Origin of the sequence: Mesoflavibacter zeaxanthinifaciens subsp. sabulilitoris (assembly GCF_014191595.1) — a bacterium.
Lineage (GTDB): Bacteria > Bacteroidota > Bacteroidia > Flavobacteriales > Flavobacteriaceae > Mesoflavibacter > Mesoflavibacter zeaxanthinifaciens.
The window spans coordinates 168591-187752 of the sequence record NZ_JACHWV010000002.1 but is presented as its reverse complement, the minus strand read 5'-3'; the positions used below and the strand labels follow the sequence as shown (position 1 = coordinate 187752).

General features: G+C 31.2%; 17 protein-coding genes. 8 read left to right on the top strand and 9 right to left on the bottom strand.

Going from position 1 to position 19162, the window contains the following annotated elements:
- Positions 1-9: 9 nt before the first annotated feature.
- The 6 genes from FHS04_RS03660 to trhO all read right to left on the bottom strand — a co-directional run bounded on the left by FHS04_RS03660 (position 10) and on the right by trhO (position 6798).
- Positions 10-2355 carry a penicillin-binding protein 1A gene (locus FHS04_RS03660; RefSeq protein WP_106680619.1) on the bottom strand — a complete coding sequence of 782 codons (2346 nt, stop codon included), beginning with the start codon at positions 2353-2355 and terminating at the stop codon, positions 10-12.
- A gap of 10 nt (positions 2356-2365) precedes the next feature.
- Complete coding sequence (locus FHS04_RS03655; protein WP_027879222.1) at positions 2366-2848, bottom strand: gliding motility lipoprotein GldH; 483 nt, start codon at positions 2846-2848, stop codon at positions 2366-2368.
- Positions 2835-4094, bottom strand: a complete 1260-nt coding sequence (locus FHS04_RS03650) for a PSP1 domain-containing protein (protein ID WP_106680621.1) — start codon at positions 4092-4094, stop codon at positions 2835-2837. Before FHS04_RS03650 ends, FHS04_RS03655 begins: the two co-directional genes overlap by 14 nt.
- A gap of 150 nt (positions 4095-4244) precedes the next feature.
- Complete coding sequence (locus FHS04_RS03645; RefSeq protein WP_106680623.1) at positions 4245-4475, bottom strand: ferredoxin; 231 nt, start codon at positions 4473-4475, stop codon at positions 4245-4247.
- Positions 4475-5719: a peptidase U32 family protein gene (locus tag FHS04_RS03640; protein WP_221184955.1), complete on the bottom strand. Its 1245-nt coding sequence runs from the start codon at positions 5717-5719 to the stop codon at positions 4475-4477. Before FHS04_RS03640 ends, FHS04_RS03645 begins: the two co-directional genes overlap by 1 nt.
- 14 nt (positions 5720-5733) lie before the next feature.
- Positions 5734-6798 carry an oxygen-dependent tRNA uridine(34) hydroxylase TrhO gene (gene trhO / locus FHS04_RS03635; protein WP_106680629.1) on the bottom strand — a complete coding sequence of 355 codons (1065 nt, stop codon included), beginning with the start codon at positions 6796-6798 and terminating at the stop codon, positions 5734-5736.
- A gap of 483 nt (positions 6799-7281) precedes the next feature.
- Between trhO and recA the strand changes: the two genes are divergently transcribed.
- The 5 genes from recA to FHS04_RS03610 all read left to right on the top strand — a co-directional run bounded on the left by recA (position 7282) and on the right by FHS04_RS03610 (position 13382).
- A complete protein-coding gene (recA, locus tag FHS04_RS03630) occupies positions 7282-8286 on the top strand; it encodes a recombinase RecA (protein WP_027879226.1) in 1005 nt (334 codons plus the stop codon).
- A 94-nt stretch (positions 8287-8380) separates the two neighbouring features.
- On the top strand, positions 8381-8800 hold the full coding sequence (locus FHS04_RS03625) for a hypothetical protein (protein WP_106680632.1): 420 nt from the start codon (positions 8381-8383) through the stop codon (positions 8798-8800).
- Between the two features lie 25 nt (positions 8801-8825).
- The gene (locus FHS04_RS03620) at positions 8826-9371 is read left to right on the top strand and encodes an RNA polymerase sigma factor (RefSeq protein ID WP_106680634.1); all 546 of its coding nucleotides are present in this window, start codon (positions 8826-8828) and stop codon (positions 9369-9371) included.
- Positions 9372-10847: a hypothetical protein gene (locus FHS04_RS03615; RefSeq protein WP_106680637.1), complete on the top strand. Its 1476-nt coding sequence runs from the start codon at positions 9372-9374 to the stop codon at positions 10845-10847.
- 123 nt (positions 10848-10970) lie between these two features.
- On the top strand, positions 10971-13382 hold the full coding sequence (locus tag FHS04_RS03610) for a hypothetical protein (protein WP_106680639.1): 2412 nt from the start codon (positions 10971-10973) through the stop codon (positions 13380-13382).
- On the opposite strand, the gene FHS04_RS03605 is transcribed toward FHS04_RS03610, so the two are convergent.
- On the bottom strand, positions 13368-14105 hold the full coding sequence (locus tag FHS04_RS03605; RefSeq protein ID WP_106680642.1) for a lysophospholipid acyltransferase family protein: 738 nt from the start codon (positions 14103-14105) through the stop codon (positions 13368-13370). The genes FHS04_RS03610 and FHS04_RS03605 overlap by 15 nt on opposite strands.
- Before the next feature lie 78 nt (positions 14106-14183).
- On the opposite strand from FHS04_RS03605, the gene trpS reads away from it, so the two are divergent.
- Positions 14184-15152 (top strand): tryptophan--tRNA ligase, encoded by a 969-nt coding sequence (gene trpS, locus FHS04_RS03600; RefSeq protein WP_106680644.1) that lies wholly within the window; start codon positions 14184-14186, stop codon positions 15150-15152.
- Here the strand turns inward: trpS and dprA are convergent, their stop codons facing one another.
- A complete protein-coding gene (gene dprA / locus FHS04_RS03595) occupies positions 15153-16256 on the bottom strand; it encodes a DNA-processing protein DprA (RefSeq protein WP_106680647.1) in 1104 nt (367 codons plus the stop codon).
- A 106-nt stretch (positions 16257-16362) separates the two neighbouring features.
- Here dprA and FHS04_RS03590 point away from each other — a divergent pair, with 106 nt between their 5' ends.
- On the top strand, positions 16363-17301 hold the full coding sequence (locus tag FHS04_RS03590) for an HU domain-containing protein (protein WP_106680650.1): 939 nt from the start codon (positions 16363-16365) through the stop codon (positions 17299-17301).
- A 126-nt stretch (positions 17302-17427) separates the two neighbouring features.
- The gene (locus tag FHS04_RS03585; protein ID WP_106680653.1) at positions 17428-17937 is read left to right on the top strand and encodes an acyl-CoA thioesterase; all 510 of its coding nucleotides are present in this window, start codon (positions 17428-17430) and stop codon (positions 17935-17937) included.
- On the opposite strand, the gene FHS04_RS03580 is transcribed toward FHS04_RS03585, so the two are convergent.
- Positions 17938-19161, bottom strand: coding sequence for a murein hydrolase activator EnvC family protein (locus FHS04_RS03580; RefSeq protein ID WP_106680656.1), 1224 nt, complete (start codon positions 19159-19161; stop codon positions 17938-17940).
- Between the last annotated feature and the right edge of the window lies 1 nt (position 19162).

Below are 19162 nucleotides of genomic sequence, written 5' to 3'. Positions count from 1 at the left end.
TGAAATATTTTAGAATTCTAATTCATCAGGAACATCTTCTTCTGGCATATCTAAATCTCCTGAATTTGAATTATTTCCTTCCCCATACTTATCACAATCCACAATAATAGAAAGGTCTTTAGGTTTTTCAAATTGATCTTTTGATACATCTAATTCTTTATCTTCATAACAACTTTTCATGTACATACCCCAAATTGGTAATGCCATAGATGCACCTTGACCGTATGTAATCGATTTAAAGTGAGCTGCTCTATCTTCTGCACCAACCCAAACGCCAGTTACTAGATTTGGTACCATACCCATAAACCAACCATCTGATTGGTTTTGTGTAGTCCCTGTTTTTCCTGCTATTGGGTTTGTAAATCCATATGGATATCCTGTGATAATTTCTTTATAAACACCACTATTTGGCATCCAAGTACGACGTAGTCTAGCTCCAGATCCTTCAGTGGTTACTCCTTCCATAAGCTTAACTGTAACATAGGCAGCTTCTTCACTTAAAACATCTCTAGTTTCTGGTACAAATTGGTATAAAACAGTATCATTTTTATCTACAATAGTAGTAACCATTACTGGTTTTGTATAAACACCTTGATTTGCAAATGCAGAATATGCGCCTACCATTTCATATAAGCTTATATCTGGTGTACCTAATGCTATTGATGGTACTGCTGGTATTTCTGATTCTACACCCAAATCTCTTGCTAATTTAGATACTGGTTCAGGACCAACTTTATCCATCAATCTAGCTGTAATGGTGTTAACCGAGTTGGCTAATGCTGCCTTTAAGGTCATTTCTCCACTATAATCTCCATTTGAGTTTTTAGGTGCCCATGCCTTTTGATTTCCAAATTTACCAGCCTCAATAGTGTATGGTGCTTTAGGTAATTTATCACATGGCGACATGTGCAATTGATTAATTGCTGTTGCATAAACAAATGGCTTAAATGTAGACCCTACTTGGCGCTTACCTTGTTTTACGTGATCGTATTTAAAGTGTTTATAATTCATACCACCAACCCAAGCTTTAACATGTCCGGTTTGTGGATCCATACTCATTAAACCTGGTTGTAAAAAGTGTTTGTAGTAACGCATAGAATCCATTGGTTTCATAATGGTATCTATTTCTCCTCTATCCCAAGAGAAAATGGTCATTTCTGTTGGCTTATTAAAAGACGCTATAATTTCTTTTTCAGATTTTTTTAAATCGTACTTCATGTGTCTCCAACGTTCTGATTGTCGCATAGAACGTTGCATAAGACTTTCTATTTCATCTTTATCTAGATCTAAAAATGGTGCTGTTGGGTTACGGTCTGGTGTATTTTGATGAAAAAATTCTGCTTGTAATTTTTTCATGTGCTTTACAACTGCATCTTCTGCATATTTTTGCATACGAGAATCGATAGTTGTATACACTTTTAATCCATCTTGATATATATTATATTTAGAACCGTCTGCTTTATAATTTTTCTTATCGTTTGCCCAGTCTTTTAAAAATGCTCTAAGGTATTCTCTAAAATAGGTAGCTGTACCATCGTTATGAGATTCTGGATTAAAATTTAAATCCAACTCTGTTTTTTGAAGTGAATCTTTAATTTTTTGATCTAAAACACCATATTTGGTCATTTGTGCTAGTACAACATTTCTCCTGTTTTTTACACCTATAGGATTTCTATCTGGTCTTGGGTTGTATAGAGATGAATTTTTAAACATACCTACCAGCATGGCAGATTCTTTTACTGTTAGCTCTTTTGGCTCTTTACCAAAGTAAATTCTTGCTGCAGACCTAATACCGTCTGCATTGTTACCAAAATCGTATATGTTGAAATACTGAGCAATGATTTCTTCTTTTGTATACTGACGTTCTAAACGAACTGCAATAATCCACTCTTTAATTTTTTGTATTAAACGCTCTGCGATATTTTTTGATCCTTCACCATGAAATAACTGTTTAGCTAACTGTTGAGAAATGGTACTTGCTCCTCCACTTCCTGGTTTTAAGACTGCACGTAATAAACCTCTTGCATCAATACCAGAATGATCATAATATCTAGCATCTTCTGTTGCTACTAAAGCATCTATCAAATTTTGAGGTAAGTCTTCATATCGTACTGGAGTACGATTATCGTTTAAATAAAATTTAGCTAATGTTTTACCGTCTGAAGAAATAATTTCGGTAGCTAAATTGGTTTCTGGGTTTTCTAATTGTGTATGGTCTGGCATTTCACCAAAAGCACCAACAGATGCTAAAAAGAATATTAAAACGATTAAAAGAATGCCTCCTAAAAAAAGCATCCAAAACCATCTGATGTATTTTTCGAAACCTGTTGTTTCTTGTTTTTTAGTTTTTGCCATCTATGCCAATTTATTCTGTTTTTTCTATCCTAAAACCTACGTCTGTAATACCTTCTAAATTTACTACGCCATTTACATTTCCGTTTTGGCGCATTGCGTGCTGTATGTTTACTTTATATTCTCCTTTTTCTTTAAAAATTACACCTTCTTTATACCACAACTTATTTTCTTTTACAGAAGATAACCCTTCGCCTAGCCACTCGCCATTTGGTTTTGTCATTGCGTATTGTAAAGTGTCTGTTATTGCTTTTCCGTGAGGGAATTTCATTTCAACAATTAAATATAAATTACTGAATTTATAAGCATTGGTGTTTCTTAAATTAACAAACAGGTTGTAAGGTTTTATAGAATCTGGTGGATTTATTTTAAAACTTACTACATCTTCTTTATTCCAAGCTGTAGACACACTTTTATATTCGTCATAAACAGCTTTAGAATCACACGACATTGCTAAAACAAATAGTAATAAAACAATTATATTATTTGTTTTCATTGTTGTTGTTTGGTTTGTTTTTATTTGGTCGACGTTTTTGAGGTCTTCTTTTATGATTGTTTGAGTTGCTATTAGTGTTTGTATTACTTTTAGCTTCTACTTTATTTGGTCTATTACGCTTTCGGTTTTTATTAGTTTTACGTTTCTTATTGTGTTTTGGTTTATCAAAGCGTGTTAAACTATCTTGACCAACAACGTTTTCAAACTCGGTTTTAGTATCTACAGTTAAGTCTGCTGCGTATTCTTCTAAACTAGCAACTTTCTTTTTTTGTTTATTAATTTCTATAATTTCGTTGGCTTGTTCTGTGGTAATTAAGTGCCAATTCATCCATTCGCCTTCATAAGCGTACCACATATGTCCTTTAAAAATGTCTGTTTTTTGGCATACTGCAGTACCTTTTTCGGTATATAATTTTGTATCTGTTTTAGGAAACGATTTTAAAGCATCTAAATACGCATCAAGCTCGTAATTTAAACAACATTTTAATTTACCACATTGACCAGCTAATTTAAGTGGATTAAGTGATAATTGTTGGTAACGTGCTGCACTTGTGCTTACCGATCTAAAATCTGTTAACCAGGTAGAGCAGCATAGCTCACGACCACAAGAACCAATACCACCAAGTCTTGAAGCTTCTTGACGAAAGCCAACTTGTTTCATCTCTATTCTTATTCTAAACTCTTTAGCGTATACTTTAATTAGCTCTCTAAAATCTACACGTTCTTCAGCAGTGTAATAAAAGGTTGCTTTGCTTGCATCACCTTGAAACTCGATATCAGAGATTTTCATCTTAAGATTTAAATCTATAGCAAATTGACGTGCTTTAACCTTCATTGGTTCTTCACGGTCTCTTGCTTCGCTCCAAATATCTATATCTTTTTGTGATGCTTTACGGTATATTTTTAAGACATCGTTTTTGGTATCTACTTTCTTGCGTTTTATTTGTACACGCACTAATTCGCCCGTAAGGGTAACCATACCAATATCGTGACCAGATTGAGCTTGAGTAGCTACAATATCTCCAATACTAAGTGTTAATTTTTCGGTGTTTTTATAGTAGTGTTTACGTCCGTTTTTAAAACGTACTTCTACCCAATCAAAAGGTTCTTCTCCGTTAGGCAAAGACATGTTTGCTAACCAATCAAAAACCGTTAATTTATTGCAACTATCTGTACCACACGTTCCGTTATTTTTACAACCTTTAGGCTGTCCATCCTTTCCTGTAGCGCAACTTTGACAAGCCATACTATTTTATGTATATATTGAATCTAAAGGAGTTAGCTTTAGATGACGATTAATAATTTGTGACTTTTCGCTTTCGCGGAAAATGAGCCACTTCAATTTGTAAAGATAAGATTATTCTTATGACTTTAAAATAATAAAATTTAGGTGTTTTTACACGTCTTTAACCGAAATTATATTTACTGGACATGCTTTTGAAGCTTCTGTACATGGTTCTAAAATCTCGTAATCGTTAGATTTTAGAGTAAAAAACCCTTTTCTATCTGTTGAATGCAGCAGCACTGTTTTGCCGTCTTTTTTTGACATCCTGAACTGGTTTGGTGCCAACTCTACACAGTAATTACAACCAATACATTTGTTTCTTTGTAAGGTAACAACAACCATTAGGCTTCTACTTTATTTTCTACAATTTTATAAAGTTTGTCTGATGGTCTTACTCTAAAGTCTAATGGAATAGTGATTGAGTCTCCTTTTGTTCCTTTTTCTAACGCTTGATCATTAACCAACATTTCTTTAAGCTCAAACTCTTTAGCACCTGTTGTTGGACCGGTAATTAGCAAAGTATCACCTAATGACAAATCATAAGCTTCAATTTTAAATTCGCCAATTTTAGCTTTTGGATAAAAATGAACGCCTTTACCAATATACACTTTCTTTTGCGTTGCATGAGATCCTGAACCTTTACTCCATTCGCCTAATTTTTGACCTAAATAATAACCACTCCAAAATCCACGATTATAGACTTTTTCTAGCTCTTGCATCCAACCAATAACTTTGTCTTTATCGTAAGTGCCATTTTCTACACTATCAATTGCATCTCGGTAACATTTAATCACTCTAGCAACATATTCTGGTGCACGACCACGACCTTCAATTTTTAAAACTTTGATTCCAGCATCAGCTACTTGGTCTAAAAAGTCAATTGTACAAAGATCTTTTGGAGACATGATATACTCGTTATCCAATTCCATTTCAAAACCAGTTTCTTGATCGATAACGGTATATTTTTTTCGGCAATTTTGTTTGCAAGCACCACGATTTGCAGACGAGTTATGTGAGTGTAAACTCATATAACATTTACCTGAAACCGCCATACACAATGCACCATGACCAAAAATTTCGATCTCTACTAAACGACCTGATGGTCCTTTAATTTGTTCTTTTTCAATTTGCTCTGTAATGTGTTTTACTTGGCGTAAACTAAGCTCTCTACTTAACACCATTGTATCTGCAAACATGGCGTAAAACTTAACTGTTTCTATGTTTGTGATATTAATTTGTGTTGAAATATGAACTTCCATACCCAACTCTCTAGCTACAGCAATTACCGCTTGATCCATTGCGATTACTGCAGTAATATTAGCTTCTTTAGCTCTTTTTACTAAGGTTTTTACGATGGATAAATCGTGATCGTAAATAATAGTATTAAGAGTTAGGTAAGTTCTTACATTTTTAGCTTGACAACGTTTAGAGATTTCTTCTAAATCGTCTAAAGTGAAATTAATAGACGCACGAGCACGCATATTTAGTTGCTCTACACCAAAATAAACCGAGTCTGCGCCATTATCTAAAGCAGCTTGCAAGGATTCAAAATTTCCTGCAGGCGCCATTAATTCTATCTTTTGCATCGCACTAATCTTGTTTACTTTTTTAAAGTTTCAAAAATATTGCGTAAGTCTTTTTTATATGGTAAATGGTCTGCTCTACCTTTTTTGAAGATGTCATTACTGTTACCTTGTCCTTTACGTAGTGCTTTTTGCTCTTCATAAGGCAATGCGTTTATATCTTTACACGTAGATGAACAGCAATTATCCATTTCAGCTTTACAATCTTCACACTGGATAAATAATAAATGACAAGCATCATTTGCACAGTTTACGTGCGTATCACAAGGTTTTCCGCATTGGTGGCATTGTGCAATTACATCGTCGCTAATTTTTTCTGCTCTTCTTTCGTCAAACACAAAATTCTTTCCTATAAACTTATTTTCTAAAGCTTTTTCGTTGACTTGTCTTGTGTATTCTATTATTCCACCATCAAGTTGATAGACGTTTTTAAACCCTTTGTGTTTAAAGTAGGCACTAGCTTTTTCGCAACGGATACCACCAGTACAATACATTACTAATTTTTTGTCTTCTTTATGTGCTTTTAAATCATCTTCAATAATATCTAAAGACTCTCTAAAGGTGTCTACATCTGGCGTTACGGCGTTTTTAAAGTGACCTATTTCGCTTTCGTAGTGGTTACGCATATCTACTAATACCGTGTTTTCGTCTTCTATTAAATCGTTAAACATTTCGGCATTAACGTGTATTCCTTTGTTAGTAACATCAAAAGTTTCGTCGTTTAATCCATCTGCAACAATCTTATCACGTACCTTAACTTTCAGCTTTAAAAAAGACATGTTGTCTTGCTCTACAGCAATGTTAAGTCTTACATTTTCTAAAAAGTCAATACGGTCTAAATGAGTTTTGAAGTTTTCAAAATTATCTGCTGGAAGTGATAATTGGGCATTGATACCTTCGGTAGCGACGTAAATTCGACCTAAAACATCTAAACTATCCCATTTTATGAATAGTTGGTCTCTAAATTCTTGTGGATTGCTAATGCGCGCATATTTGTAAAAAGACAGTGTAAGACGTTCTTTACCTGCTTTTTCAATAAGTTCGGCACGTTCATTAGCACTTAATTTGTTGTACAGTTGCATGCTATACTTTCGTTTTAAGAGTTAATAAATGAGGTGCAAAGGTAGAATTTAAAATGGGTATTGCAAGATTAAAGATTGCATTTTGATGTTATTTTAATGAAAAACAAACAGTTAACTTATAAAAAGAAAAAAGTCCTTTGTGTTTTACAAAGGACTTTTAACAGACTAACTCGTTAATAATTTTTTAATTTTTTTATTAAAAAATGTTACGAGTTAACCTCCATCGGCTTTACAACTGCTATTTAAGAAAATAGAGATTGAAACGCCTAATGCATTAATCAAGATTATTTTTTTTAAATATTTCATTCCTTAGCAGTTTAGAATTAATATCTATAAAGAGGAATAAATTTTTTTCTTTTTCATAGCTATTTTTTCCCTCTTTTGTTAAGTAGATGCAAAAAGTTTAAAAAGGTTGCGTGAGAAAAATAAAAATGGTTAAAAAAGTAGTATTTTAGCATTGAAATTTTATAAAAAGAACTGAAAATGAGCAAAGAAAACGAAGCAAAATTAAAAGCTTTACAACTAACACTAGACAAGCTAGATAAAGCCTACGGAAAAGGAACAGTAATGAAAATGAGTGATGCTGCTGTTGTAGATGTAGATGCTATACCTTCTGGATCTTTAGGTTTAGATATCGCTTTAGGTGTTGGTGGTTACCCAAGAGGAAGAGTTATAGAAATATATGGACCAGAAAGTTCTGGTAAAACCACATTAACCTTACATGCAATTGCTGAAGCACAAAAAGCAGGTGGTATTGCAGCATTTATTGATGCAGAACATGCTTTTGACCGTTTTTATGCTGAAAAACTAAATGTAGATATCGATAATTTAATTATTTCTCAACCAGATAATGGTGAGCAAGCTTTAGAAATTGCAGATAATTTAATCCGTTCTGGAGCTATAGATATTGTTGTAGTCGATTCGGTTGCTGCATTAACTCCAAAAAGTGAAATTGAAGGAGAAATGGGTGATTCTAAAATGGGATTACACGCACGTTTAATGTCTCAAGCATTAAGAAAATTAACAGCTTCTATTAGTAAAACCAATTGTACCGTAATATTTATTAACCAATTACGTGAAAAAATTGGAGTCATGTTTGGTAACCCAGAAACTACTACTGGTGGTAACGCTCTTAAATTTTATGCTTCTGTTAGATTAGATATTAGAAGATCTACACAAATTAAAGACTCTAACGGAGATGTTATGGGTAACAAAACAAGAGTTAAAGTGGTTAAAAACAAAGTAGCACCGCCATTTAAAACAGCAGAATTTGATATTATGTACGGTGAAGGTGTTAGTAAAGTTGGAGAAATTTTAGACGTAGCTGTAGATAAAGGCATTGTAAAGAAAAGCGGATCTTGGTTTAGCTACGAAGACACTAAATTAGGACAAGGTAGAGATGCTGTAAAACTAGTTATAAAAGATAATCCAGAATTATTTGAAGAACTAGAAGGCAAAATAAAAACCGCAATAAAAGAAGAACAATAAAATAAAATCCCGATTAATTCGGGATTTTTTATTTTTATACGCAACCTTTTTACAACTAATGCATCTATTAAGTACTTAATAGCAATAAACATAGATGAAAAAATTAATATTATTACTGATAAGCTTTAGCTTTATGATTACTTCTTGTAGTGTAGAGGATGATACACCAACAGAAAATTATCATATAGAAATACTACCTGTAGAGTCTGCTACTGTGCCAGAATCTTTTACATATGGAGAAGATCATGAAATTACGGTTAGCTATATTAGACCTAGCACTTGTTACGAATTTAATGACATATATTTCTTAAAAAACAATAATGTAAGAAATGTTGCAGTAATGACCACAGTATGGGATAACGTAGTAAATTGTGTAGACTTACAAAGCATAGAAGAAAAAACATTTACAGTTAAAGCAACTCAATTAGAAAACTATATTTTTAAGTTTTGGCAAGGTGTTGATGATAGCGGAGAAGATATTTACTTAACCGTTGAAGTACCTGTTGAGCAATAATTTTTTTTAATTAATAAAATATGCATTGAGTTTAGAACAGCTCATATATAATTGTCAAAAAAATGACACAAAAGCGCAAAGTGAATTATATGAACTTTTTTCAAGTAAATTATTCTCAATCTGCTTAAAGTATTCTCGTAATTACGCAGAAGCAGAAGATAATTTACAAGACAGTTTTATTACCATATTTAACAAAATAAAACAGTATAAAAATAAAGGAAGTTTTGAAGGTTGGCTTAAAAGAATAACAATCAACACTGCATTACAGCGTTACAGGCAACAAAAAGTATTTGACATTGTTAACGAGGATGCAATTGAAGAGGAAGAAGAAGTAGATATAGATGAAAATAACGTAAGCCTTGAGTTTTTATTAAACTGTATACAAGAGTTACCAGATAGATACAGGCTAGTTTTTAACTTATACGTTTTAGATGGTTATTCTCATAAAGAAATATCACAAATGCTAGACATAAATACAGGTACTAGCAAATCTAACCTAGCAAGAGCTAGGCTAATATTAAAAGAAAAAATAACAACATATACTAGCGGTAACAATTCGCAAAGTTTATAGATGAGTAAAAAGAATTTAGATAGACTATTTCAAGAAAAGTTTAAAGATTTTGATACTAAGCCAGATAAACATGTTTGGCAAAACATTAAAAAACAACTTGAAGAAGAAAAAAACGACAAACCAGTGTTAATCATTCCACTATGGTTAAAACTTTCTGGTGTTGCTGTTTCTATATTATTAATGTTGTTTTTAGGCAACTCTTTATTTAATACTAATATAGAAAATCAGCCTATAATTGTAGATTCTCCACAAAAAACAGAGAGTAACACAACAACTAAAAAGCCTAAATCAGAGCTAAACAATAAAGAAACTAATATTACTACTACAGTAAAAAATAAGAACTCTGTTACAGAATCTAACTTACATAAAACAGAATCTTTTAATAAAAAAGAACCATTAAATAATCAAAACACAAATAACTTAACTACTTCTAGTGTAAAATCTGCTGTAACAGCAATAAATAACTCTGAGACAACGTCTACAAAAAAACAAAGTACTTCTAATAATAAAAAGGCTGTTTTAGAAGATAAATTAGATCAAACTGGTATTGCAAAATCTTCTAACAATACTAATAATAGCAAAGTGCCATCAAATAATCTTAAAGGCATACAAAACAATAATTTAAAACTTGATAGCAGTAAGGCTTTAGCAGAAAACAGCTTAGAAAAAAATAATTTAGATAAAGAAGAAAAAGAAGACCAAAAAGAAAACGCAATTGAAACTGCAATTGCAGAAAACGAAGAATCAAATAATGAAAAAGAAGAAGATTTTAACAGGTGGAGTATCTATGCTAATGCTGCACCTGTTTATTACAATAGTTTTGGTAATGGGTCTTCTATAGATGAGCAATTTATGGGTAATAATAAAACCGGCGAAATAAATACTGCTTACGGACTTAAGTTTGGTTACGCTGTAAACGATAAAGTTAAAATTAGAACAGGTATTAATAAACTAAATTTAAGTTATGATACCGATGATGTAATTGTTTATCAAAACGTAAGTAACAACCCTAAAGTTATGAGAAACGTTAGATTAAATAAAATTAACAACTTGGATATAAACGTTATTAGCGGAAATGAATCTTTTTTACAAGTACCAAATATAGGTTTTGTTAGAAATGTTTCTTTAAGTCAACGTATATCTTATTTCGAAGTTCCTTTAGAAGTAGAATATAATTTAATAAATAAAAAAATTAGTTTAAATATTATTGGTGGTGTTAGTTCTTTCTTTTTAGACGATAACGAGTTAATATCTGAATTTGAAGGAAATCAAACTAAAATAGGAGAAGCTAATAATCTAAATTCTGTGAGTTTTTCTACAAACTTCGGTGTTGGATTATATTACAATTTTTCTAGACATCTTCAGTTAAATTTAGAACCAACTTTTAAATATCAAATTAATGCTTACAATAATACATCTGGAGAGTTTAATCCTTATATTATTGGGTTATATTCTGGCTTAAGTTATAAATTCTAAGTTTTAGTTGTTCTTCTTCAAATAGAAGAAAAACTGCTATTACAAAAAAGCTATTCTGTGCCAAGAGTAGCTTTTTTTTTGGCATAAAGTTTGATTAGAATAAATAATCAATATAACCAGCTCATGAAAAAAATCAACTTACTAATCGCTCTTTTTCTTTCTATTCAATGTATATCTCAAAATATAGATCAACTTTATTCTAATTATTTTGAAAACACTAGAGAAATACCTTACCTACATCTTAATAAAACTTCCTTTATAAAAGGTGAAGAAATTTGGTTTCAATCTTACGTTATTGAACAAAACTCTAATAAACTTCACCCGACAACATCTAATCTATATGTTTCTATCTTTGATGAAGCCGGACAACAAAAAGAACAACATTTAATACATGTTAAAAATGGTATTGGTTATGGTAGTATCCCAATAGATTCTACATTTACTCAAAACAACTATTACATTAAGGCGTCTACAAACTGGATGAAAAACTTTAGTGAAGATAATTCTTTTACTCAAAAAATTTCAATCCTATCTGACCAAAAAAATATTAATGCTAAAGCAAGCTCTGAAGATGATTTTTTTGAGTTCAAACTTATGCCTGAAGGTGGTCATTTACTTGAAAATACAGTTAATAACATTGCTATATTGATTAAAAATCAAAACAATAAAGGTGTAAAAACTAAAACAGGTATTATTAAAGATAGTAACGGTAATAGTATTGGAGAATTTAACACTAACACTTTAGGTTTTGCAAATGTAAACATACCTATTACAAAAGGTGAAATTTATACTTTTGTAGCTACACTTAACAATGGGACTACTTTAACACAAAATACCAATGTGCCAAAACAAACAGGTGTTACGCTTAATACAAAAATATTAGATGATTATTTTGTGTTAAATATACTTACCAATAAAAAATCTTTAAACATCCTTAATGGTAAAAAGTATAGAGTCTTTATACATACTACTAGAAGTTTTAAAAACATTTTCTTTGACTTTAATAATACTGATAAAAACTACGTTTTATTACTTAAAAAACAAGAGCTCTTTAAAGGCATAAATATTATTACATTATTTAACGAAAAAAATCAACCTGTCTTAGAACGATTAATTTATAACGATCTTGAAGATACTTCTAATAAGATTAAAGTTACAACCTCTAAAATCAAATATGACTCTATTCAAGCTACGATAATTAACTACTCTAACGAAAAAATATTTTTAAGCTCAAGCTTTTTGCCTTCTAGTACTAAAGCTTATAAGCCTAACAATAATATTAAATCACAAATTTTACTACAACCTTATGTAAAAGGGTTTATAGAAAACGCTAATTATTATTTTAACACTTCAAAAAATAAATCTAAAGATTTAGATCTATTATTACTTACACAAGGCTGGAGCAAGTATAACTGGGGCAATATCTTTAACAATCCTCCTAAAGACAACTTTAATTTTGAAAACGGTATAGATGTAACTCTAACTTTTAAAGAAAAACTAAACTCTAAACAATCTATTTTAATCTTCTCTGATAAAAATAACCTAGTTAAAGAAATAAAAGACAATCAATCTCCTGTAGAATTAACTAACCTTTATTTAAAAAAAGATAGTGACTTTAATTTTGGATTAAAATTTAACGAAAACACACTAAAAATAAACCCTTATATAAACTATTACAACTATAGTTTAAAAGATGTATTTGATAAAAAAAACTTAATACTTAATAAAAATTTTGAAATTAAAGTTTCAAACTTTAAAGATTTACCATCTAATGTTACAGTTCTTGAAGAGGTCATCCTTAAAGCTAATAAAAAAGATAAAGAAATTAAACCTTATGGTGCTGCTACTATCCTTACTAATGTTAAAATGAAAGATGTCTTAATCCCTTCTGGCGAAACAATTATTGAGTTTTTAAAATTTAAAGGGTTTGGATATGTAAATAATCGCTTTCTCCCTAGAAGAAAGTTAAGTAATGGAAAAATAAGACTTGATATTATAGAAAGTTCTACGGATCAAAATACAGGAAACTCTACAGATCAGAACTCAATAGATGGTAGTGTTTTAAACCAAATAAAAAAAGAAGATGATGGTTTATTAATACATCCATCTGTTCGAGTATATTTAAATAATAATGAAATCACTAATACCCTTTGGGCATTAGAAAACATCTACACAAATACAGTCAAAGAAGTTTATTATGGTGAAGACCCAGGTAGATTTGGTGAAATAATTTACATCTATACTCTTTCACCTCAAGAATATACTTCTAAAAAAAATCAGTTTTCCACAGTCAAAATACCTGTAGGCTTTAACCAAGAAAAAGAATACTACTCACCAAAATATCCATCTTTTTCAAACTCAACATATAAAGAATTTGGTGCAATTTATTGGAAACCAAACATCATATTAGAGCCTAATAAAACTATAACTTTTAGTGTCCCTAAAAACTATCAAAAAGAAGCTAAAATATTTATTGAAGGTATAACAGAATCTGGTCAATTAGTATCTAAAAATCAATTATTAAACTTTGAATAAATTTAATTGTTTTAATATAATTGATCTAGCCTTTTCATTTAAAGACTTAGTATCATTAACGCTTAAATCTAATGTCGGTATAAAAGGATGCATTGTTGCTCTTAATACACCTGGTCCACCGCTAAAAAAGGTATAAGAAAAACGTTTTTTATTATCTGCAAACGTTAATGGTACAACTGGTATTTTGTGGTTTATAGCTAGTCTAAAAGCACCATCTTTAAACTCGGCTAAATCTATATGTTCTTCAGGCACCATGCCTTCTGGGAAAATACAAATACTTAAACCTTGTTTTAATCGCTTTTGTGCCCTCATAAAAACACGTTTTCTGCTTTCTGCATCACCACGATCAACTAAAATACAAGTGCGCTTATAGAAAAACCCAAATAATGGAATTTTTGCCAACTCGGCTTTACCAACAAAAACAAAAGGATTTTTTACTGCTACCAACATTAGCATAATGTCAATCATAGACGTATGATTAGCAATAAACATATAGCTTTTTTTGCGCTCGGTTTTTTGCAGATAATTAATTTTTGTTGGCATACCCATTCCAACTAAAATAAAACGCGCCCAAAAGCGGGCTAATTTAAAAAAGTATGGATACCAAGATTCTTTAGAAATAGAAATTAAAAGCAACGGAAATAACACAATTATTGGTAAGGCTACCAAAACGTAAAACCAAATACGGTAAAATGTCCAAAAAATGTACTTAAATATCTTCATTTGGATTCAAAACTAATTAAATTAATTGAGCTATTCTACTAAAAAAATTACCTTTGCCATTCAGAATTAAATTTAATCATGGCAAGAATACTTACAGGAATTCAAAGTACAGGAACACCACATTTAGGTAATATATTAGGTGCAATTTTACCTGCTATAAAATTATCAGAAAACAGTGATAATGAGTCTTATTTGTTTATAGCAAATTTGCACACCTTAACACAAATTAAAAATGCAGAAGAGTTAAGACACAACACCTACTCTGTTGCTGCAACCTGGTTAGCTTTTGGATTAGACATAGAAAAAACAGTGTTTTATAGACAAAGTGATATACCTCAAGTTACAGAACTTGCTTGGTATTTAAACTGTTTTTTTCCGTTTAAAAGAATGCAATTAGCCCATGGTTTTAAAGATAAAGCAGACCGTTTAGAAGATGTAAACTCTGGATTATTTATGTACCCAATGCTTATGGCTGCAGATATTTTATTGTATGATGCAGAGATTATTCCTGTGGGTAAAGACCAACTTCAACATATCGAATTTACAAGAGATGTAGCCTCTCGTTTTCATGCAAAAATGGGTGAAGCTTTTGTTTTACCTGAAGAAAAATTGCAAGAAAACACCATGCTTATCCCAGGTACAGATGGCGAAAAAATGAGCAAAAGTAGAGATAACTACATCAACATCTTTTTACCAGAAAAACAACTTCGTAAAAAAATAATGAGTATTGAAACAGATAGCACGCCGTTAGAAGAGCCTAAAGACTGGAGTACGTGTAACTGTTTTGCTATTTACAGCTTATTAGCTAACGAAGAACAAATTGCAACAATGAAAGCCAATTACGAAAATGGTAATTACGGTTATGGTCATGCTAAGCAAGCGCTTTACGAGTTAATCTTAACCACTTTTGAAGCTCAAAGAGAACGCTACAACTATTACATGCAAAACTTAGATAAAATAGACGAAGCGTTAGCTATTGGTGCAGAAAAAGCCAAAAAAGTAGCAGATAAAGTATTAGCTAGAGTAAGAGAAAAGGTTGGATATTAATTAAATAAGCTCAAACAATTTTCCTGGTAACGGTCTAACTACACCTTTTAACTCCATATTAAGTAAAATACTTGCCATTTTGTAAGTTGGTAATTTGCAGTTTATAGCAATAACATCTAAAAGCTCTTTATCGTTATCTTTTAGGTAGTTATATACTATTTTTTCATCTGCATCTAACTCTACAAATAACTGTTTTTGTATTGGTGGCTTTTTTAACGCTTCTAATTCCCAATTAAGCATATAAGGAATATCGTATGGTGTAGATAGTAAATGTGCTTTTTGTTGCTTTATTAGATTATTACAACCAATGCTTTGACTATCTGTAGTACGTCCAGGCACTGCAAACACATCTCGATTATATGAATTTGCAATATCTGCAGTTACAAGGCTACCGCCTTTTTCTGCAGATTCTATAACAATGGTTGCTTGACTTAAACCTGCAATAACACGATTTCTTTTTAAAAAGTTGTTACGATCAAAAGTATCACTACTCCAAAAATCAGTATAAAAACCGCCATTATTTTCTACTTCAGCCACATATTTTTTATGCACTTTAGGATAAATTTGGTTTAATCCATGCGCTAAACAACCAATGGTTTGCAATTTGTTTTTTATTGCTGCTTTATGTGCAGTTATATCTGTACCATAAGCAAAACCAGAAATAATTATAGGCTTATATACTGCTAAATCTTCAATTAATTTTTCGCAAAAAGCTATACCAGATGTTGTAATTTTTCTAGTACCAACTATGCTAATAATGTGTTGGTTATTTAAGTTGATATTTCCTGAAGAAAACAATAAAATAGGTCCATCTAAACAATGTTTTAATTTTTCTGGATACGTATCATCTAAAAAATAATGACAATTTATACCTTCATCTCTTATGTATTTTAGTTCATTTTCTGCAGCTTCAAGATGATTTGATTTATGCAATTCACTCAATAAAACTTCACCAATACCATCAATTTTTAAAAGATTACTTCTTTTTTCTTTAAAGACAGCTTCTGCACTTCCGCAGTGATTAATTAGCTTTTTTGCAGTAGTATCTCCAATTTTTGATACGTGTTGTAAGGCTAAAATATGCAGTAATTGGCTATCTTTCATTTTATATTAATCTGATTTTTAAGCTACAAGAAAAGAAATTTATTGCTGTTAATAAATAATAGGGTCTAAATTTTATTCGCTTTTAAAAATTTATAACTTTGTTTTTATGCAATTAGAAACCTACATAAGCGATTTGTTATACCGTTACGATTGTGTGACTGTACCAGAGTTTGGTGCTTTTTTAACGCAACGTAAATCGGCTACAGTACACGATTCTACCAACGCGTTTTATCCGCCAAAAAAAGTATTATCTTTTAATGAACAAATACAAAATAACGATGGTCTTTTAGCACGTTATATTGCAGATGTAGAAAAGATTCCTTTTGAAGTTGCTACGCAAAATATAGCAATGCGTGTTAAATCGTTAAAATCTTATTTAACCGAAGGAGAAACTTTAACCTTTGAAAATATTGGCGATTTAAAGTTAAATAATGAAGGTAAAATACAGTTTACACCATCTTATCACCTTAATTATTTAACGGATGCGTTTGGTTTATCTCAATTTGTAAGTCCTTCTGTAACAAGAGAAGAATACAAAAAAGAGGTTGAAACAATTGAAAAAGAAGTCCCAACTATTGCAATTACACAAGAAAAACGTAAAAGTAAATCTTATCTTAAATACGCTGCAGTTGCTATTCTTGCATTAGGTTTAAGCGGTTTTGGAGTAACTAAATATTACAAAAACATAGAAAACCATAACCAAATAGCCCAAGAAGAAGCAGATGCACAATTAGAAAGTCAAATACAAGAAGCTACATTTGTAATAAGTAATCCTTTACCTGCTGTAACATTAAATGTAAACAAACAAATAGGTAATTATCATGTGATTGCTGGAGCTTTTAGATTAGAAGAAAACTCTGATAAAAAAGTAGAACAGTTAAGAGCTTTAGGTTTTAAAGCAAGAAAAATTGGTACAAATAAATACGGATTACACCAAGTTGCTTACGGTAGTTATACGTCTAGAGAAGACGCTTTTAACGCTTTAAATTCAATAAGAAAAGAAAGTAATAAAGACGCTTGGTTGCTTATAAAAAAGTTAGACTAAGTAATGTTTAAACCAAATATTAAAAGCCTCACAATTATAATTGTGAGGCTTTTTGTTTTCATAATTATTTGTAAAAAGCTAAACTAAAAATGTAAATCGTCTTACCTTTGCAAAAAAATAAATTCTATGACACCAAAAACTGCCGAAAGTTCTAAAACAACATTAACCGATTTAGTATTACCAAGCGAAACTAATCCGTTAAACAACCTTTTTGGTGGCGAGTTACTAGCACGTATGGATCGTGCAGCAAGTATTAGTGCAAGACGCCATAGTAGACGTATTGTAGTAACTGCTTCTGTTAATCATGTAGCATTTAACAGAGCTGTGCCTTTAGGTAGTGTTGTAACTGTAGAAGCTAAAGTATCTAGAGCCTTTAAAAGCTCTATGGAAATATTTATTGATGTTTGGATTGAAGATCGTGAGTCTGGAGAACGCACAAAAGCTAATGAAGCTATTTATACCTTTGTTGCTGTTGACGAAACAGGAAGACCTGTAAAAGTACCAGAACTTGTACCAGAAACCGATCTTGAAAAAGAACGTTATGCTGCTGCTTTAAGACGTAAGCAATTAAGTTTAGTTTTAGCAGGGAAAATGGAACCTCAAGACGCTACAGAACTTAAAGCTTTATTTGAGTAATTACATTTTATAAACCCATTCTGCAGGGTTTTGTGATGCATTATTTTTATAAACGCTAAACTTTAATAAGGTTTGACCATCGCTGTCTGTAAAAACTTCGCCAATCTCTTGTTTTGTAGAAATCTGTTCGCCTTTTTTAACGTAAACTGTTTTTAAATTACCATAAGCTGTAATGTAATTACCATGTTGGATTAAAACCACAGGATTACTCTTTTTTTGCACCATTACAGCTAAGACTTTACCTTTAAAAACAGCTCTAACTTTAGCATCTTTTTCGGTAGCTATTCTTACACCGCTACTTTGTATTTCGACACTAGGATTTATAGGAGATCTTTGTTTTCCGTAACGTAGTTTTACAATTCCCTTTTCTACTGGCCAAGGTAATTTTCCTTTGTTACTTATAAAGTCTGCTGCTATTAATTTTGCTTCGGCTGTTAATGCAAAACCAGATTTGTAAGTAGACGTTTTGCCTGCTTTTTTATTAGATTTTGCTATTTCGGCTTTAATAATTCGGTCTATTTCTTCATCTATTTTAGCAGCTTCACGCTGCTTTTCTTTTATTTGAACAGCATACTTATTTAAGTCTTTTTTAATCTCTGCCATTATAGATTGATGTTGCTTTCTATCGGCTTCTAATTGATTTTGAATGACCTTATTTTCTGCAATTAACTTATCCTTTTCTTCTTTTTGCTTAACTAAATCTAAGTTTAAATCTTGAAGCTTTTTTGCTTTTACTTTTATGTCTTCAGCTTGTTGTTTCTGCACCTTTGCATATTGGTTCATGTACTGTAAACGCTTATAAGCTTGTCTAAAATTATCTGAAGACAATAAAAACATTACACGGCTTTGTTCGCTTTTGTTTTTATAACTTTTTTGAATCGTTTTTGCGTAATTTTCTTTTAAAATGGTGAGCTCGTCACGCAATTGCGAAATTTCTTTTTGATTATTATTTATAGATCTAGTTAATAAATTAGCTTGTTGATTGGTGACTTTAATTAAGTTATTAGTCACACTTAACTTATAGTTTAAGTCTTCTATTAAAGCGGTTTGATCCTTCTTTTTGTTTTGGTTAGAAAAAAGAAGATTGTTTATTTTTTTAATTTCGTTTCTAAGCTCTATTCGTCTTGCTTCAAGCTGATTTTTTTTATTGTTTTGCGCTTGCGCGGAAGTGATGCCAAGCAACAAAAACATTAATGAAAGGGTTAGAAACTGATTGAATTTCATG

Bases quoted from the DNA above. Each gene is read 5' to 3' on its own strand.
- FHS04_RS03615 (WP_106680637.1), top strand. From the start codon at position 9,372: ATGAGTAAAAAGAATTTAGATAGACTATTTCAAGAAAAGTTTAAAGAT.
- recA (WP_027879226.1), top strand. From the start codon at position 7,282: ATGAGCAAAGAAAACGAAGCAAAATTAAAAGCTTTACAACTAACACTA.
- FHS04_RS03625 (WP_106680632.1), top strand. From the start codon at position 8,381: ATGAAAAAATTAATATTATTACTGATAAGCTTTAGCTTTATGATTACT.
- FHS04_RS03585 (WP_106680653.1), top strand. From the start codon at position 17,428: ATGACACCAAAAACTGCCGAAAGTTCTAAAACAACATTAACCGATTTA.
- trpS (WP_106680644.1), top strand. From the start codon at position 14,184: ATGGCAAGAATACTTACAGGAATTCAAAGTACAGGAACACCACATTTA.
- FHS04_RS03580 (WP_106680656.1), bottom strand. From the start codon at position 19,161: ATGAAATTCAATCAGTTTCTAACCCTTTCATTAATGTTTTTGTTGCTT.
- FHS04_RS03605 (WP_106680642.1), bottom strand. From the start codon at position 14,105: ATGAAGATATTTAAGTACATTTTTTGGACATTTTACCGTATTTGGTTT.
- FHS04_RS03590 (WP_106680650.1), top strand. From the start codon at position 16,363: ATGCAATTAGAAACCTACATAAGCGATTTGTTATACCGTTACGATTGT.
- FHS04_RS03645 (WP_106680623.1), bottom strand. From the start codon at position 4,475: ATGGTTGTTGTTACCTTACAAAGAAACAAATGTATTGGTTGTAATTAC.
- trhO (WP_106680629.1), bottom strand. From the start codon at position 6,798: ATGCAACTGTACAACAAATTAAGTGCTAATGAACGTGCCGAACTTATT.
- FHS04_RS03660 (WP_106680619.1), bottom strand. From the start codon at position 2,355: ATGGCAAAAACTAAAAAACAAGAAACAACAGGTTTCGAAAAATACATC.
- FHS04_RS03655 (WP_027879222.1), bottom strand. From the start codon at position 2,848: ATGAAAACAAATAATATAATTGTTTTATTACTATTTGTTTTAGCAATG.
- FHS04_RS03650 (WP_106680621.1), bottom strand. From the start codon at position 4,094: ATGGCTTGTCAAAGTTGCGCTACAGGAAAGGATGGACAGCCTAAAGGT.
- dprA (WP_106680647.1), bottom strand. From the start codon at position 16,256: ATGAAAGATAGCCAATTACTGCATATTTTAGCCTTACAACACGTATCA.
- FHS04_RS03610 (WP_106680639.1), top strand. From the start codon at position 10,971: ATGAAAAAAATCAACTTACTAATCGCTCTTTTTCTTTCTATTCAATGT.
- FHS04_RS03640 (WP_221184955.1), bottom strand. From the start codon at position 5,719: ATGCAAAAGATAGAATTAATGGCGCCTGCAGGAAATTTTGAATCCTTG.